The sequence below is a fragment of the Chryseobacterium vietnamense genome (assembly GCF_031454475.1).
GTDB lineage: Bacteria > Bacteroidota > Bacteroidia > Flavobacteriales > Weeksellaceae > Chryseobacterium > Chryseobacterium vietnamense.
On the sequence record NZ_JAVDQX010000005.1, the window covers coordinates 1 to 17,797 of the forward strand.

The window sequence follows — 17,797 nt, forward strand, 5'->3', positions numbered from 1 at the left end:
AGATAATAGATAATAGATAATAGATAATAGATAATAGATAATAGATAATAGATAATAGATAATAGATAATAGATAATAGATAATAGATAATAGATAATAGATGCGCGTAGTAAGCAATCATCAATTATTATTCATCACTTATCACTTATCGTCATGTTTCTCCCTAGCCCCGATAGCAATGGTTACCCCGCAGCAGGGGTGTATGCCCTCCGGCTTCGCGCATGGGACAGCACTAGGCGCGAGGAGTATGAATGAATAGCGGGAAAAAGCTCCTGATTACTATCTGTAATTCATTTGTTATCCCCATCATTCAAATTAAAATAAAACTATCATCCTCTAAGGATCCAAGACCAAAAATAGTGAAGATTGTAAAGTATGGTACTTAGACCCTGAGGATGACATAAAGAAATTGTAAAGAAACTTCACTAATAGATAAATTTATCTATGTAAGTCACTTTCAATTAATTGAATTGTTGTGAAGGTTTTACACTGTACTTTTTCGTATTTCAAAATAACAAGAGCATTATTATTGTTCAATTGTTTATCACAGAGTAGACTTCATTCGTGCGATTATTTCTTATCCCACCAAATTCGGCCTTGTATATCACTTTCACTGGTTCCAAAATCAGGATCCTGCTTCATTTGGTTCAGTGCTTCATTTTGATTTTTATAATTCAGATTATCTTTTGAAGGAGTGGGAAGAACAATTCTTCTTGGCATAGTAAGCAGAACTCCAGCCCCATTAACTGTATTTTCTAGCTTTAGAGAAGTTGAAATATTAGGCATTCCTGTTCTTTTAATCAATGCCCATACTTCATTGGGCTGTTTGAAATAGTTGAGATATTCCTGAATTATGATTTGTTCCAGTGCCGATGATGGATTAAATTTGATCTGCGGTTCATTAAGATAAGCTGTAATATCGTTATCATTGGCTGCTGTATAGCTATCTACCAATGCTTCTTTGGCAATATAGTTATAGGTTTCAACAGACGCTCTGATTCCCTGTTCGTAAAGATCTTTTGCATTCGCAGGAATAATGTTTCTTGCTGCCAGTTCTGCCTTTAATAAAGAATAATCAGCGTACGTAAGAATGGGAAATACTGCATTTCCTGTTCCAATAATGCCATTAGAAGTATTTTCCGGTCTCCAGATTCTATATTGCAATCTGGAAATTGTATCATAATTCACTCCATCTAATAATCTTTTTGCAGAAGTGTAATAACGGCTCATGTTGGCTGGTACCATATTAGGACTGACAGGACCACCAACATAACGCTGACCTTCCGTAACGTGTTGCATTTTACCGGCAGCTGCGAGCTTATTTATATTTTGTTGGGAATAATCATTCTGCTGAAAAAATATTGATATTCTGGGATCTTTGTTTTCATTCATAAAATCAACCATAGGCTTTGTGGCAGACATTCCTGCAGGATTAAAATTACCATGCTCTGTAAATCTTCTGGCGCGTAACATGAAGCTTGACGCTGTACTGTTAATCTCATCCCTTGATAAAACCTGTGTAGCAATGGCCGTCACTTTGGATGGATTTCTTTTTATGAGCCTTGATGCAATTTTTAATCTTAGCGAATTGGCTACTCTTTTCCATTTGCTTATATCTCCTTTAAAAAATAAATCTTTATCTCCCGGATTTACCTGTACGGATTGATCTGCACTTTGTATGGCCGTGTAAACATCATTTAGCTGTGTGTCAAAAACATCATACAATTGTTCCTGCGTTTCAAAGCCGGGCGTCTGTGTACCTCCATATCGGGCCTGAAAAGCTTCTGTATAAGCCATACTTCCATTCACATCTGTTACATACCATGCATAATAAACTTTTAAAATTGCAGCAATGCTTTTAATGTTTACGTATTTTATTTGTTCTTCGGCCGGCATGTGATCAATTTTGTAAATAATGTCTGTGAGTAGAGCGCCATGATCTCCATAAAAAATATCTTTCCTTTGATTCATATTTGAACCATCATCCATGAACTGTGAAGAGTTACCGGTACTGGGCACCAAGGTCTGGGTCCAGGGCATAATTCTGCGGTAATAATCGTAATAATATTCAAAACTGCCATTATAACCTTTCATAATGGCTAAAGGCAGAAGTTCTTCAGGGGTAGCGTTTATTTGATCTACCGGATTTGTATTGATCTCAGCAAAATCGCGGGTACAGGATATAAAAAAGAGAGATGACAGAGTAACTATAAGTATTTTTTTCATTTTTGATCATTTTTCGAGTTACTATTTTAGAATGAGAAATCCAGATTGAATCCGAAATATCTGGACATGGGAGAACCTCCATATTCCGCAAAGCTGCCTGCGCTGTTGGAATATTTTCCTTCAGGGTTTATTCCATCCGGTAGTTTATTGTATATATAAAATAAGTTCCTGCCTATAAGGGAAAGGTTCAGAGTATTGACTCCAAGAGACTTGATCATTTCAGGTTTAAAAGAGTAGGTCAGACGTGCTTCACGGAGAGATATCCATGTATTTTCAAACACGGCCTGTTCCCGGATACCATTGCCCCATGAGGCTAGATTATCATAATAGGAAGCCGTATTTACAGGGTTGATCCATCCTTTTTCATAAGCTTCCTGATAAGTCATTCCACTTACATCTCTGGAGACTCCCTGTTTATCTTTTATAATGGAATTTTGGCCAAATACTCCATCGGGAATTACCCCATATTGAGTGTTGCCCTGGGAATCTGTATATTTGATTCCTCCTCTTTCCTCATCCCTATACTTTAACGTGGATGACAGGTTGCCAAGCTGAACGCCATAATTGTAGGTGGCGGAAAGAATATCACCTCCTACTCTGGCATCTATCAACACACTTAAAGATAAATTTTTATATCTGAAAGTGTTTCTGAAGCTGGCTAAAAAATCAGGAGTTAATTTCCCTACTGTAGTATATCCCTGATTTTGGTAAGAATCTGATCTCAGGTAAGAACCATCAGCTTTCAGAACTTTCATTCCGTTTCTGGGATCGTCAATTTTATTGCCATTCACATCCAGCGCCTGATATCTGGCATAGGCATATTTGGTTTGGATCAAACCATATTGTTGGCCTGGTATTGCTATACTTTTGAAATCAGTCCCCATACCCCAGTTTAATACATATTCAGTAACGCCGGGATAAAGTTCAATCAGCTTATCTCTGTTTTGAGAGAATGTAACTGTGGTATTCCATTTGAAGTTAGGTTGTTTCACCAGAACTGCGTTGACAACTACCTCGATGCCTTGATTTTGCAGATTTCCTGCGTTGATCTGCTGTTGGCTGAGTCCTGACTCTTGCGGTAAGGAAAGTGTTAACAGCTGATTCGTCGTATTGGTTTTATAAAAAGAAACATCAAAATCCAGCCGGTTACTGAAGAAAGCCATATTTAATCCAAATTCTACAGATCTGCTCAATTCATTTTTTAAATTTAAATTCGCGAGTGAGTTACTATTGAAGCCGACTAGCGGAATGCGGGTTCCATCTGGGGAATTGTAAGCAGAGGGGTCGGGTCTGTAATAAAGGCCGGAGCTTGTGTTGTATGGTGAAGTATCTCTTCCTACCCATGCCAGGCTTCCTCTCAGGCTTCCAGAGTTTATCCAATCCGGAAGTTTAAAAGAATTGGAAAATATCCAGTTTCCAACAAATGAAGGATAGAAATAGCTTATACTTCCATGTCCATCAGGATATGCCAATGTGGAAGACCAGTCATTCCGGCCTGTAATATCGATGAATAGCTGATCTTTCCATGCGAAATTAGCAAAGGCATACAAACCCTGGATTCTTTTCGGGGACTGATTACCATCGGTATAATAGGTCTCGCTTCCTATCGGATCTATTGAGTTCTGGATTTGGAAAACACCAGGAGAATTAAGCCCTCCATTTGTCCATTGTCTTGTAGCTTTGTATTTTGATCTGAAATCTTCTCCTCCAACAGATGCATTGAGGGTGAGATTTTCTGTTAATTTGAAGTTGGCGTTTAATAAAAATTTAGTAGTATACTGTTCCTTTCTTCCTTCCAGAATGCTATACCCACCACCAGCGAATCCTGCATTTTCTCCGAGTATTTTAGATTCATTAAGAAAATCATAATTGTTGAAATTGCCGGTTATCATCAAGTTAAGCCAGTCTGTTAGCTGGGATTTGAGCTCTAGCCTGCCTATATAATTGTTTTCCTTCTGGGTTCTTGTGTTCTGGAAAATATTAAAATAAGTAGATGTCATACCGTAAGGATCTGCACTGTCTTGTTTTCTTCCCCCATTTACAGGATCCAGATAATTGTTTTTCCAATATACAGCATCAAAACTTCTGGGAGTACCATAAATGAAACTAAAGAGTGGACTCTCATTTCCTCCCTGAGGTACGGGATTCTGACCGAAAGAGCGGTTATAATTGAAACTTGCATCTACCTGCAAATATTTATTGTACTGATGGGTTGCACGAATAAAATAGGCATTTTTGATAAACTTATTACGGGGAAGAATACCATCAGCTTCCTGATTGGTATAACTCAATAAGATTGTAGATTTATCATTTCCTCCGGAGAGCTCGAATGAGTTTTTCCGATCAAATCCTACCTGATAAATATCTTTATAATTGTTTGGCTGAGGATTCCACAGAATGGTCCTGCCATCAATATCCTGTACTGGTTTTCCGTCAAATTTTGGCCCGTAGCTGTAAAAAAAATTGTTTGGATCAATAAAACGGTCTCCGTTAGCATCCGTTGAAAAATTGGGTCCGATACCGGCACCGAATTCATTCTGAAACCTGGGACCGCTATAGACATGCTGTGTAGTAAGAGAAGAATTTATCCGGACACCCAATCCATTCGTACCTTTTCCTTTCTTCGTTGTAATGACAATAACCCCGTTAGCAGCCCGGGAACCATAAAGAGCAGATGCTGCAGCACCTCTTAGTATGGAAACGGATTCAAAAACATCTGAGTTCAGGTTTTTCATTTCATTACCGAAATCATAACCGGATCCCCAGGAATCAGCAACGGTTACTCCATTATCAATAATTACGCCGTCAACTACTATCAACGGCTGGTTATTGTTACCTAATGATGTGTTTCCGCGGATCTGAATCCTGGTACTGGACTGTGGGCCTCCGGATCCTGCCGTAATTTCTACACCCGGAAGTTTTCCCTGAAGGGCTTCCACGGGATTAACAACACCAGCCTGGGTAATGTCTTTGGCCTCAACTTTGGTAATGGCATAGCCTAATTTTCTCTGATCTCTTTTGATCCCAAGTGCAGTAACAACAACTTCATCGATTTGTTTATTCTTTATTGAATCTTTCTTTGCATTTTGACCACTTACGTGGTTTGTACTCAATAGAAAACAAAAAACACCAACAGCCAAGGGAAGCCTTGTACTTAATTGTTTCATTTTGTTCATCATTTGCTTATTGCAATATATAAAAAAAACTGATACAGCAAGATAAATTTAACCGTAATGTGTTGGTTTTCAATGTTTCTAAGGTTGTGGTTTTCTTGTTAATGCTGATTTTAATGTATATTATTCTTTAATTAACAATATTGAAAATATAAAAAATGACTATCTATTATTTATTATCTGTAAATTTTATTTTTTTACTTTTTATATGATATGAGGGTTTTGTTATTAAATAAAGGATTGTAAAGTATTTATTGTTATTTTATATAATGTGTATGGGAAATCCCTTATCGTTATCACAATGGTTTTTTGCTTTATACCCAATAGGTACAGCCTCAGATATAAGTAATGAATGATGAATGATGAATGATGAATAATAAGTAATTATCATTCATCATTCATCATTCATTCTTCAAAACCTAAATTACTCACCTTAACCACAAATCCATTTCCAGCTGCTGTTTTACTACAGTTTACCGGATTATATCTGTCACGTTGTAGGAGGCTAAGTAAATTAGATTAAATTGTATAAAGCATAATTCAATAGTCTCTATAACAATCATTTGTCTGATTTTTAGTAACTAAGGAAATAGAACTTTTAATTAAATTTCACCATGTTTGGAAAAAATAGTAATTTAGAAAAGCGTTATCCGAAAAGCTTAAATAGAGTAGGAAATATCAAAAACTAAAATAACTATGAAAAATCTGCTAAAGGTTTCAAGAGAGAGTTTAAAATCATTAAAAGGAAGTGGAGGACCTGCATGTCCTGATGATCCTGCATTTGGAATGTGCTATCCTCCGGGCTGGCCAAATGGAATTTGTATGACTAAGTATCAATGCTGTATGAAACTTGGTGGGCCCATAGAATTTTGTAAGGAAGAATATGGCAAGTAAAATACTTCCTATTTTAAAGGATAAATAAAAAACGGCTATCTCAAAATCCTGAGATAGCCGTTTTCTATTTATGAATAATGATCATACCTGTATTACTCCAAGGTTGAATTTCTCTGTAATAGGAGCATGATTTGCTGCTTCAATTCCCATAGAAATCCACTTTCTTGTATCGGCAGGATTGATGATAGCATCTGTCCATAATCTTGCTGCGGCATACGTAGATTCAGTTTGTTTCTGGTATTTCTTTGAGATCGTATCCAGAATTTCATTGTGCTCCTCTTCGGAAATTTCTTTTCCTTGTTTTTTCAATGTTGATTCCTGAATCTGAGCCAGTACTTTTGCAGCTTGCGCTCCACCCATTACTGCCAGATCTGCCCAGGGCCATGCAACAATTAATCTTGGATCATAAGCTTTTCCACACATTGCATAATTTCCTGCTCCATAAGAATTACCGGTAATAATAGTGAACTTAGGAACAACAGAATTGGAAACTGCATTTACCATTTTAGCTCCGTCTTTGATAATTCCGCCATGTTCTGATTTGGAACCTACCATAAACCCGGTAACATCCTGTAAGAAGATCAAAGGTATCTTTCTTTGATTACAGTTGGCAATAAATCGTGTAGCTTTATCAGCAGAATCAGAGTAGATTACCCCTCCGAACTGCATTTCTCCTTTTCCACTTTTTACCAGCTTCCTCTGATTGGCTACAATGCCTACAGACCAGCCGTCCACTCTGGCAGTTGCGCAGATAATACTTTTACCATAGTCTGGTTTATATTCATCATACTCGGAGTTATCCACAATACACTTGATAATTTCATAGGTATCGTATTGCTCAGCTCTTGAAACCGGCATAATTCCGAAAATATTTTCAGGGTTTTCTTTTGGTGGAAAGCTTTCTATCCTGTCGAAGCCTGCTTTTTCAGTACTTCCGATAGATTTCATGATGGTTTTGATTCTATTTAGAGCGTCTTTATCATCTTTAGCTTTATAATCTGTTACTCCCGAAATAGAGCAGTGAGTGGTAGCTCCACCTAATGTTTCATTATCAATGCTTTCTCCGATTGCAGCCTTTACAAGATAGCTTCCGGCAAGGAAAATAGAGCCCGTTTTATCCACTATCATAGCCTCATCACTCATAATGGGAAGATAAGCTCCTCCAGCTACACAACTCCCCATAACAGCGGAGATCTGGATGATTCCCATAGAACTCATTTTAGCATTATTTCTGAAAATCCGCCCAAAATGTTCTTTATCCGGGAAAATTTCATCCTGCATAGGAAGATAAACACCCGCAGAGTCTACCAGATAAATAATAGGCAGTTTGTTTTCCATAGCAATTTCCTGTGCTCTCAGGTTTTTCTTTCCTGTGATAGGAAACCATGCGCCTGCTTTTACAGAAGCATCATTAGCCACTACAATACATTGTCTTCCGGAAACGTAGCCAATAACTACTACAACGCCCCCGCTAGGACATCCTCCGTGCTCCTGGTACATCTCATATCCTGCAAATGCTCCTACTTCTATGGAATCTGAATCTTTATCGAGAAGATAATCTATTCTTTCTCTTGCTGTCATTTTTCCTTCATCACGAAGCTTTTGAAGCCTTTTCTCACCACCTCCTTTTTTAATTTCAGTGAGTAAGCGATTTATTTCAGATAATTTTAATCTGTTCTGATCCTCTCGTTTATTGAATTCGATGTCCATAAAATTTTCAATTTTTTACGCTTAAAGATACTATTTTTATGAGGAATACGAATTGGAAGTAAAACAGATGTTTAATTATTTGGTTTTTAGTAATTTGTGAAATTTTTAACTAAAAAATATTTTCAAATAATTTATATTTTTTCTAACTTTACATAAGAGTAATGGAGGGTGATAACCTCTGAAAATTACTCTGTTCCTAGTTTATTTTTTTAATAGTTTATTATTTGAAGGCCCTGAAAGTTTAACAAATTTTCAGGGTTTTTTTAGTAATGCGTGTGTTGTTAGTAATATTTTCTATATTCTATAATATTCAGATCGGTAAGATGATTCTTCTGTTTTTTATATTTTTTTGCAGGAATAAAGCCTAGCTTTTCCGGAATTTTTCTGCTGGCTCTATTGTCTTCATCTACAGGATATAAAATATAGTTTAAAGTAAAATTCTTTTCCAGAAATTCTATGAGGGCCGTTATGATTTCAGTCCCTAATCCTTTCCCCTGAGAACTCTTTTTTAGCCATAAGCCAAGTTCAACAGATTCTTCTGTTATGTTATGCATCCCGCAACATCCTATAAAATCCCCATCAGAATCAATAGCGACCATTACAAGATCTGTGTTTTGTAATAAAGTTCTTTTTGATTCATCCACAAAGGTAATTATATCCTGTCTATTCCCTTGCGGGTTAAAAGGCATATATCTGGTCACCTCATTGGTAAAATGTTCCAAAATATCATCAATGTGTAAGTCTTCAACAGGACTTAAGGTCAGACGTTTTGTTTTGATTTCTATGCTCGGGCTTAATATCATAATTAAATGATTGATCCTTTTATTAAATTAATAGAATGGTTCTGAATTAAGAGTAAAGCTATTAAAAACTTTATTTATTATCTTTTTATTAATGTAAATTTATATTTTTTTGCAAGATTTATAAAAGCGTATTTGTAAATTTGCACGTTAAAATAAAAAGGGGATAGGGTATGCATAAATTGGCACTTTTCAGATTGCATTTAATAGTATTTTTGTGGGGGTTCACTGCAATTTTAGGAAAACTGATTCAGGCCAATGCTCAGATTCTGGTGTTTTACAGAATGTTGTTTGCCTCTGTTTTTCTTTACTTATTTATCAGGATTTTTAAAAAGGAGAGCATAAAGGTCTCCAAAAAAATATTTTTTCAACTGGCAGCCATAGGTTTTGCCATGGCACTTCATTGGTATTGCTTTTTTTATTCTATTAAAGTTTCCAATGTTTCTATTGCCTTAAGCTGTCTCTCATTATCTACGCTTTTTGCCTCCATTCTCGAGCCTATTATTTTTAAAAGGAAAATTGATGTCTCTGAAGTGTTAATGGGAACTGTTATTGTCGCCTGTATACTATTGATCTTTAAAACAGAATTTCATTTTAAGGAAGGTATTATGTATGGAATTCTGTGCGCTATATTCGGGACTGTTTTTTCTGTTTTTAATGGTAAGATGTTTGGGAAAACAAGTTCAGGAAACATCATTTTTTATGAAATATTCTGCGGTTGGTTCATTTTAATGATATTTTATTTGCTTTCAGGCCAAATTTTTCAGATGAATGAAATAAACTACAGAGATCTGGCGTTAATATGCTTGTTAGCCAGTGTTTTTACAGCTTTTCCAATGCTGGAATCTGTGAATTTAATGAAATATATATCACCCTTCACTTTAATTTTAACAGTTAATTTAGAACCTGTCTACGGAATTATACTAGCTTTTTTTATCTTTGGGGAATCAGAACATATGAGCCCTATATTTTATATTGCTTCAGGTGTTATGATACTGGCAATCATTGCAAACGGATTAATAAAAGCCAGAAAAACTAAAAACTTAAACTAAGCATCAAATTTATATGATGAAAAAATATTTTTTACTTGCATTTTCACTGCTGTTTGGGCTTTCTCAATCTCAGATTATCAGGAAATATTCCAATGAATTCTTAAATATCGGTGCCGGCGCAAGAGGTCTTGCAATGGGAGGAGCAGTAATTACGAACCAGGATGACGTATATTCTCCAATGTGGAACCCTGCCGGTTTAATGTCAATTGAAAGAGACTGGCAAGGGGCAGCAATGCATGCAGAATACTTCGAGTCCATTGCAAAATATGACTATCTGGCCTATGCAAAAGTACTTGAAGAAGGTGTTTTTGGGGTTTCGGTAGTAAGGCTTGGAGTAGATAATATTTTGAATACTACCCAAATGATTGATTCTGAAGGAAACATTGATTATGATAAAATTACCAAGTTTTCTCAGTCCGACTATGCTGCTATTCTTTCTTATGCTTTCCGACCGGGAGGAAATCCAAAATTGGATGTAGGGGTGAATGCTAAAATAGTTTACAGAAATGTAGGTAAATTTGCGAATGGTTATGGTTTTGGTTTCGATGTCGGAGCAATTTACAAGGCAGATAACGGATGGAAGTTCGGGGGAATGGTAAGAGATATTACAACTACGGTAAACTTCTGGACGATTAATCAGAAAGAACTTTCTACTGTTGTAAACGGGGAAGAGTTTAACCCTGCACCTAAAGATAAGCTGGAACTTACGATGCCTAAGCTGAATGTAGGTGCCAGCAAATTATTCGAAATTAATAGCAGTGTGTATGTATTACCGGAAGCAGGGATCAATGTTGATTTTGCTAAAACTGCATCTTTAATTTCAACAGATTTTGCCAGTATCAGTCCATATGCCGGAGCTGAACTGGGATATCAGAAAATGATTTTTGTGAGATTGGGGATCAACAGATTCCAGTCTATTACAGATATAGAAGACCTTAAGAGAAAAGTTTCTTTCCAGCCGAGTGCAGGTCTTGGGATCAGATATAGAGGGCTTACACTGGATTATGCAATTACGAATTCAGGGATTGGCGGATCTAATTTCTATTCCAATTTCTTCTCATTAAAACTGGATATGGGAGCATTTAGAAACGATTAAAATTATAAAAATGAAAAAGTTATCAATATTGGTGATGGCTATTTGTTCAACAATGGCTTTCGCACAAAAGGTTTCAGATTATAAATATGTTGCAGTTCCCGAAAAATTTCAGACTTTCAACGGAGATTACGGATTAAAAAACTCTTTTGTTAAAGCTCTGACAGAAAGAAAATATATAATTCTTCCTATCATTAAAGATAACTGGCCGTCTGAAGCAAAAATCAATTATTGTAATGTGATTACAGCAGATGTTCTCAATGATAAAAGTATATTTAAAAATAAACTGATATTACAGTTTAAAGATTGTAATAACAACCTGATACTGGAATCTAAAGGGAGTTCAAATATTAAAGAATTTGAAGAAGGATTAGGGGAAGCATTGAAACTGGCTTTAATAAAAGTACCGGCTTCCAATCCGGTTGCCTTACTTCCTGCATCCGGTAATACTGTTCAGAATTCATCTCCTGAGCCTGTAGTGGCTGTAGCATCTGCAACAACTCCGGAATCAAGTAATTACTCGAATGGGAAACTGGATCTTCAGAAGATACAGATTGATCCTAGCCAGTTTATTTTGGCAAAGTCTGGCAGCTCTGTACCGTTTGCGGTTTTCAAAGCAACATCAAAGAACGCTGTTTTCCTTGTAAAAATGGCTGATGGAAATACTACCATCGGATATTTTGAAAACGGAAATATTGTGATAGATATTCCACAGACTGACGGAAGATACTCCAAAGAAATTTTTGCTGCTAAATAATTTACATCAATAATAAAAAACAGATCATCCTTAATTCATAACTTTTTAGAATTAAGGATTTGTTATAACTAATAGCTATGAAAAAAGTTTACATTTCTATACTGGCAATACTGTCAGTATTTTCGAGCGCACAAAGTGTATTTAATACCCAGTTAAACGAAATTAATTTTGGGGCTTCCAGTGATCCTGATAGTTTTATAAAATACAATAATCATATTCTTTTCACAGCCACCAAGTCTACAGAGGAAGGAAGGGAACTGTGGAGCTTTGATCCGGGTACTCAAAAATCAATTCTGCTGAAGAATGTTTTTCCGGGATACAGCATTGGGATGGCTGGAGATCCGTCTTTTATGAGGCTCAATAATAAAATTTACTTTATTGCTGTACAAAGCAATAGCTCGTCCAATAATCAGCTTTGGGTCACAGACGGAACCACGGTAGGAACATCCAAGGTAAAAGATCTGAATTTTGAGTTTTTGGTGGCTGCAACTGCTGCGGTTGGAAATAATATCTTTTTCTACCACCACAATGAACTTTGGTCTTACAATACCGTTACAGATAGCCTGCAGCTATTAAAAACATTTCAATATTCCGGTGATGTAAAAATGTATACCATGAATAATACTTTGTTCCTGGCAGCAGATGACGGCACACATGGAAAAGAGATATGGAAATCAGATGGAACCGTTGCCGGAACATCTTTATTAAAGGATATTGTTCCCAATGCAGGTGGAAGTATTAATGGCGATTTTAAAGCACTGATCTTTAAAAATAAACTATACTTCGTTGTTAATCTTGGAACAGGAACAGCGGGATATGAATTATATTCAACAGATGGAACGGAAGCGGGAACAGTATCCATAAAATCTGTAGGTTATCCGCAGCTGGAAGGAGCTGCCGCTGATAATTATTTTGTTTTTACAGGATTTGATGCAGCAAATGGCTATGAACCATGGGTTTCTGATGGAACAACGGCAGGAACTTATCTGTTGAAAAATCTAATGCCTGGAGCTACAAGTTCTATGGCAATGAAGAAATTTGTAAAATATAATAACAAAATATTCTTTGAAAGTAGTGCCAACGGTGTTAACTCTATGTATGGTAATTATATCTGGGAAACAGATGGTACAGAAGCTGGAACTGTTCTGTTCAATACGCACGCAGGAGCTTTGATTTATGGAAACAGCTCAGATAATAATCATTTGATTCTTACGATGGCTAATTATGGAAACAGATATTGGATAGTGAATGGAAATTCTTCACAGAGTTTTGAGATTACAGGACTTGGAATGCCAAATAATAATAGTTTTGTAGACCTGAATTCTAAAATTTATCTTACCGGAAATACCCCCAAATATGGCACTGAACTATTTTCACTAAACCCGGTGACCCATCAGACTGCAATAGCTTCGGACATCAGTAGATTTGAAAGTTCTTTGCCTCATGCATTTCAGGTACTGAATGATGATCTTATTTTCATTGCGACAGACAGACAGTATAACAGCCAGATTTATAAGAGAAATAAAATCACACAGCAGATTGAGAGGTTATCCAGCTTTGGAGGAAATTCGTTTATAGGTATGGGCAGTGACTTTAATGACAATTTCATTAAAGTAGGAAACTATCTTTACACTCCGGAAGCAGCTTACAGAACAGATGGTACAGAAGCCAATACTTTGTCAATATCATCCCCCAATATTACCAGCAGGGTACCGTATACCAGCTTGAACGATAATACATTGCTTTTTGCCGGATATAATAATGTGGTAGGAACTGAACTTTGGAAGATTGACAATACTTCCAATACTGTTAGTATGGTCAAAGATATTTCCCAGGATAATATGGGAAGTCTTTATTCTGTAGATTCAAAAACTGCAATACTGAATGGTTTTGCTTATTTTGTGGCAAAAGATAATGGAAAACTGGGGATCTGGAAAACAGATGCTACTGAAGCCAATACCCAAAAGGTAATACAGTTCTCCTATCAGGATGGGACAGATGGAGATATTAAAGTACTGAACGCTTTTAATAATAAATTATTCTTTACAAAACAACAGGAAAATACTCCTTCGAATTACAGCTCTGGGCAAAACGAACTTTGGATTTCAAACGGTAATCAGGCATCTGCTACATTACTGAAATCTTACGCTGCGCCTTATGGATCTTCAAGTATTGCGAGAGAAACAATAATATTTAATAATAAACTTTTTTATGTCACTTCAGGTTATCCTTCTCCAGCGCTGCATTCTACAGATGGAACAGTGGCAGGGACAGAACAGATACTAGCGGGAAACTTTTTGGGTGATGTAAAATTTAAAAAATGTGGGAATCAGTTATTTTTTACCAATAACAATAGTACACAGTTGTGGAAAACAGATGGAACAGCGAATGGCACATCTGATTTATCCCAAAATTTTTCTTCAGTGAAAGATATGACGTGTGCCAACAATTATCTTTACTTTCTTAATGGGGATTCCCAAAAGGTATGGAAAAGTGACGGTGTTTCAACTTCTCCGATGGATATTTTCGTGACAAACGATGATAATCAGCTGTTGGTTAATGAAAATATTCAGAAAATGGGAACAGATGGCGAGAAATTATTTCTGACCATGAATACCAAAGAACATGGAAGTGAATTGTATGTAGTGACTGATCCACTGCCTGTTTATCTTGCAACCCATGAAATATCAGGCGCAGAAAGTAAAAGAGGAAATGCAGATCTGCAGATTTATCCTAATCCTGTTTCAGAATATTTTTCAATAAAACTGAACGAAAATTCTAAAATAGAAAACGTGAAAATTTTTGATGCCTCCGGAAAACTTGTGAAGAATATTATCTACAATAATAAAAATATTGATGTAGCAGAACTTCCATCAGGAATATATTTTGTTAAGTTAAAAACAGATAAAGGGGAATATGTAGGTAAGATTATAAAAAAATAATACGTGTAAAAGGCTCTTAAAAAGAGCCTTTTATAATATATATGCTGATGTGTTTTTCATTTTTTAAACTTTAAACATCCAACCTTTAGCTATGGAAAGTAATCTAACCATTGATGGAAAATGATACCGTTAAAATAGGTGTAAAATGAGAAAAATTTTCACAGTATTATTGTTATTAGTTGATAACTCTAATTTATGAAAAAAATACATATAATAATATTTTTAAGTAAAATATTTATTTATTTAGGTTTTTTGTTGCTGTGTTAGTGTTATATCAGGAGGAATTTTAGTTTTTGTCTCATTTTGATAAAATAGAAATATCTTATGAAATCTTACGAATAAGCATCTTTTATTTGTGGTAACTTCACCACTGTAGTAAGCGGGATCATTAATTAGCATTAAAAAACGCCCAAACTACCTTAGCTTTACTTTTACCCAGAATTTCTTCCAGGGTTTCCAGATTAGCTTCTTTGATTCGTTTTACAGATTTCAGTTTAGACAGAAGTAATTCAATAGTTTTTTCTCCCACACCAGGAATTTCTTCCAGCTCAGATTTTATAGTAGAATTTTTTCTTCTTGTTCTGTGATGTTTTACCCCGAATCGGTGGGCTTCATCACGGACACGCTGAAGGATTTTCAACGTTTCAGATTTTTTATCAAGATATAAAGGAATAGGATCTTCCGGGAAGAAAATTTCTTCCAGTCTCTTGGCAATCCCTACAATGGTAATTTTTCCATAAAGTCCTAATAACCTCAGGCTTTTTACAGCAGAAGACAACTGCCCTTTTCCACCGTCAATCAGAATCAGCTGAGGAAGGCTTTCCCCTTCATCCAGCATTCTTTTATAACGGCGGTAGATAACCTCTTCCATTGTTGCAAAGTCATTTGGCCCTTCTACGGTTTTAGGGTGGAAAATTCGGTAATCTGCCTTACTTGGTTTCCCATCTTTAAAAACAACACATGCCGATACCGGATTCGTTCCCTGAATATTGGAGTTATCAAAACCTTCAATATGTCTTGGCTCTACAGGCATTCTCAACAGTTTCTGCATTTCGGCCATAATTCTGTTGGTATGTCTTTCAGGATCAACAATCTGAACCTGCTTTAGCTTTTCCAGACGGTATTCTTTAGCATTCTTTTCAGAAAGCTCTACAATTCTTTTTTTATCTCCTACCTTGGGAACAATCAGTTTTACATTTGGAATTTCTACAGAAAGATGAAACGGTAAAAGAACTTCTTTAGAATCTGAAGAAAACTTTTGACGGATCTCTATCAAAGCTTCCTCCATAATATCTTCATCGGTTTCCTCAAGAATCTTTTTAATTTCAGTAGTAAAACTCTGAATGATATTTCCGTTTCTGATTTTAAAGAAATTGACATATGCTGCTGTTTCATCACTGGTCATTCCGAAAACATCTACATCATCAATATTAGGGTTAACAACCGTGTTTTTAGCCTGATAATCTTCAAGAATATCCAGTCTTTCCTTAATGATCTGGGCCTCTTCAAACTTTAGGTTGGTCGCCAGTTTCATCATCTGATTCACCAGATAATCTTTTGCTTTACGGAAATCTCCTTTGATAATTCCGCGGATAGCATCTATTTTTTCGTCATAATCTTCCTTGCTTTCAAGATCTTCACAGGGGCCTTCACAGTTTTTGATGTGATATTCCAGACAGACTTTATATTTTCCATCTGCGATCTTGGCCGGAGAAAGATTCAGGTTGCACGTTCTAAGCTTATAGATGTGTTTTATGGTATCCAGCAATATCTTTGCAGGACGTACTTTTGCATACGGACCGTAATATTCTGATCCGTCTTTAATCATATTCCGGGTCAGAAAAATTCTGGGAAAATCTTCATTTTTGATACAAATCCATGGGTAGGTCTTGTCATCTTTCAACATGACATTATAAAACGGCTGGTATTCTTTAATCAGATTATTTTCCAGTAAAAGTGCATCATACTCACTGTTTACAATCGTTGTTTCCAGTCGCTGGATTTTGCTGACCATTATTTTGATCCTGTATCCTGAAAGGTTTTTGTTGAAATAGGAGAGTACCCTCTTTTTCAGATTTTTAGCTTTCCCAACATACAAAAGCTGTTCGTTTTTATCATAATAACGATAAACGCCGGGTTCGGATGGTAAGGTTTTGAGCTGTAGTTCTAAAGAAGGATTCATATAACAAAATTAAGGAAACTTTCCCTATTTAAAAAAGAAAAACCTGAAGATGACTCTACAGGTTTTATTTTATGGTTCAAAGTATTTTATCCGTTTGCCATTGCAGTATATTCACTTACAAGAAAACTGAAGTAATCCCATTCCACAGAGTTCTTAGGATATTTTTTCATGAAATCCTGGTTATCTCCAAAAAGGAAATCATAATTATCTTCAAAATCATCTTTATGCAGCCACATCACTTTGTTGCCCTTTTTTACATAATAAGATTTGATAACCCCGCCTCCAAGCTGTGGAGAGCCCATTACAGAAAACCCTGTAGTTTCTTTAGCCCTCGGATCGTGGTATACTGAAATAATATCATCAAAACCTGGGTTGATAACCTGCATCAGAAATTCCTTATCATCTTTTTTGTTCTTTAGAGAAACAGTTTGGTTGACAAAATAAATTCTGTCATTATTGGTGTTTTTCGTCAATTTCTTAGTTCCGAAATTTCTGATATTCCCCATATATTTTGCCACTTTTGCAATCTTCTCCGCATTGCTTGGATACACATACATCTCATTGATCTGATCCGCATTGAAAGTTGCATTCTTTTTGGTAACACTGTCTTTAATAGCGACTTCGTAGATCTGTCCTTTTTTGGTTTCAATCTTATTACAGAAACCTTTGTAGGTAGTTCCGTCTTTTAGGATGATGGTAGATGTTTTCTTAGGAGATGGAGTATTAAAACCCTCATTAAAAAGGTAAGTTTCCATTTTTTTGATATCCTCTTTAGAGTATTTTACTTTCTGCGCAAAAGCAGTTGTGCTTGCTACACATACAGCAAGAAGTAGAGTTTTCAGTCTCATGTATTATTGTTTTTAATTTTCAGGGCTAAAAGTAGTAAATTATTTCGCTTGTTTTATAAAAATATAGAAGATTGAAATTTAGCTTTTCCAATTATTGTTAAATGCGTAATTTTAAGGAAA

11 protein-coding genes are annotated in these 17,797 nt (G+C 35.9%); 5 read left to right on the forward strand and 6 right to left on the reverse strand.

What is annotated here, in order from left to right; all coding sequences use genetic code 11:
• Nucleotides 1-570: 570 nt before the first annotated feature.
• Together J2786_RS18425 and J2786_RS18430 are read right to left on the reverse strand one after the other, a co-directional pair.
• Nucleotides 571-2,226 (reverse strand): SusD/RagB family nutrient-binding outer membrane lipoprotein, encoded by a 1,656-nt coding sequence (locus tag J2786_RS18425; protein WP_047428586.1) that lies wholly within the window; start codon nt 2,224-2,226, stop codon nt 571-573.
• Between the two features lie 26 nt (nt 2,227-2,252).
• On the reverse strand, nt 2,253-5,393 hold the full coding sequence (locus J2786_RS18430; protein WP_310026278.1) for a SusC/RagA family TonB-linked outer membrane protein: 3,141 nt from the start codon (nt 5,391-5,393) through the stop codon (nt 2,253-2,255).
• Between the two features lie 702 nt (nt 5,394-6,095).
• Here J2786_RS18430 and J2786_RS18435 point away from each other — a divergent pair.
• Nucleotides 6,096-6,293: a hypothetical protein gene (locus tag J2786_RS18435; protein WP_047428583.1), complete on the forward strand. Its 198-nt coding sequence runs from the start codon at nt 6,096-6,098 to the stop codon at nt 6,291-6,293.
• A gap of 81 nt (nt 6,294-6,374) precedes the next feature.
• Here the strand turns inward: J2786_RS18435 and J2786_RS18440 are convergent, their stop codons facing one another.
• Entirely contained in the window at nt 6,375-8,003 is a 1,629-nt protein-coding gene (locus tag J2786_RS18440) for an acyl-CoA carboxylase subunit beta (RefSeq protein ID WP_047428580.1), read from the reverse strand.
• Between the two features lie 281 nt (nt 8,004-8,284).
• A complete protein-coding gene (locus tag J2786_RS18445) occupies nt 8,285-8,806 on the reverse strand; it encodes a GNAT family N-acetyltransferase (RefSeq protein WP_047428577.1) in 522 nt (173 codons plus the stop codon).
• A gap of 170 nt (nt 8,807-8,976) precedes the next feature.
• Here J2786_RS18445 and J2786_RS18450 point away from each other — a divergent pair, with 170 nt between their 5' ends.
• The 4 genes from J2786_RS18450 (at nt 8,977) to J2786_RS18465 (ending at nt 14,647) form a co-directional block, all read left to right on the forward strand.
• Nucleotides 8,977-9,855: a DMT family transporter gene (locus tag J2786_RS18450; RefSeq protein ID WP_047428574.1), complete on the forward strand. Its 879-nt coding sequence runs from the start codon at nt 8,977-8,979 to the stop codon at nt 9,853-9,855.
• A 13-nt stretch (nt 9,856-9,868) separates the two neighbouring features.
• On the forward strand, nt 9,869-10,951 hold the full coding sequence (locus J2786_RS18455; RefSeq protein WP_047428571.1) for a putative type IX sorting system protein PorV2: 1,083 nt from the start codon (nt 9,869-9,871) through the stop codon (nt 10,949-10,951).
• Between the two features lie 10 nt (nt 10,952-10,961).
• The gene (locus J2786_RS18460; RefSeq protein WP_047428568.1) at nt 10,962-11,705 is read left to right on the forward strand and encodes a hypothetical protein; all 744 of its coding nucleotides are present in this window, start codon (nt 10,962-10,964) and stop codon (nt 11,703-11,705) included.
• Nucleotides 11,706-11,782: 77 nt separating this feature from the next.
• Nucleotides 11,783-14,647, forward strand: coding sequence for a T9SS type A sorting domain-containing protein (locus J2786_RS18465; protein ID WP_047428565.1), 2,865 nt, complete (start codon nt 11,783-11,785; stop codon nt 14,645-14,647).
• 388 nt (nt 14,648-15,035) lie between these two features.
• On the opposite strand, the gene uvrC is transcribed toward J2786_RS18465, so the two are convergent.
• On the reverse strand, nt 15,036-16,829 hold the full coding sequence (uvrC, locus tag J2786_RS18470; protein WP_047428562.1) for an excinuclease ABC subunit UvrC: 1,794 nt from the start codon (nt 16,827-16,829) through the stop codon (nt 15,036-15,038).
• A gap of 86 nt (nt 16,830-16,915) precedes the next feature.
• Complete coding sequence (locus J2786_RS18475; RefSeq protein WP_142018539.1) at nt 16,916-17,677, reverse strand: hypothetical protein; 762 nt, start codon at nt 17,675-17,677, stop codon at nt 16,916-16,918.
• Nucleotides 17,678-17,797 lie beyond the last annotated feature (120 nt).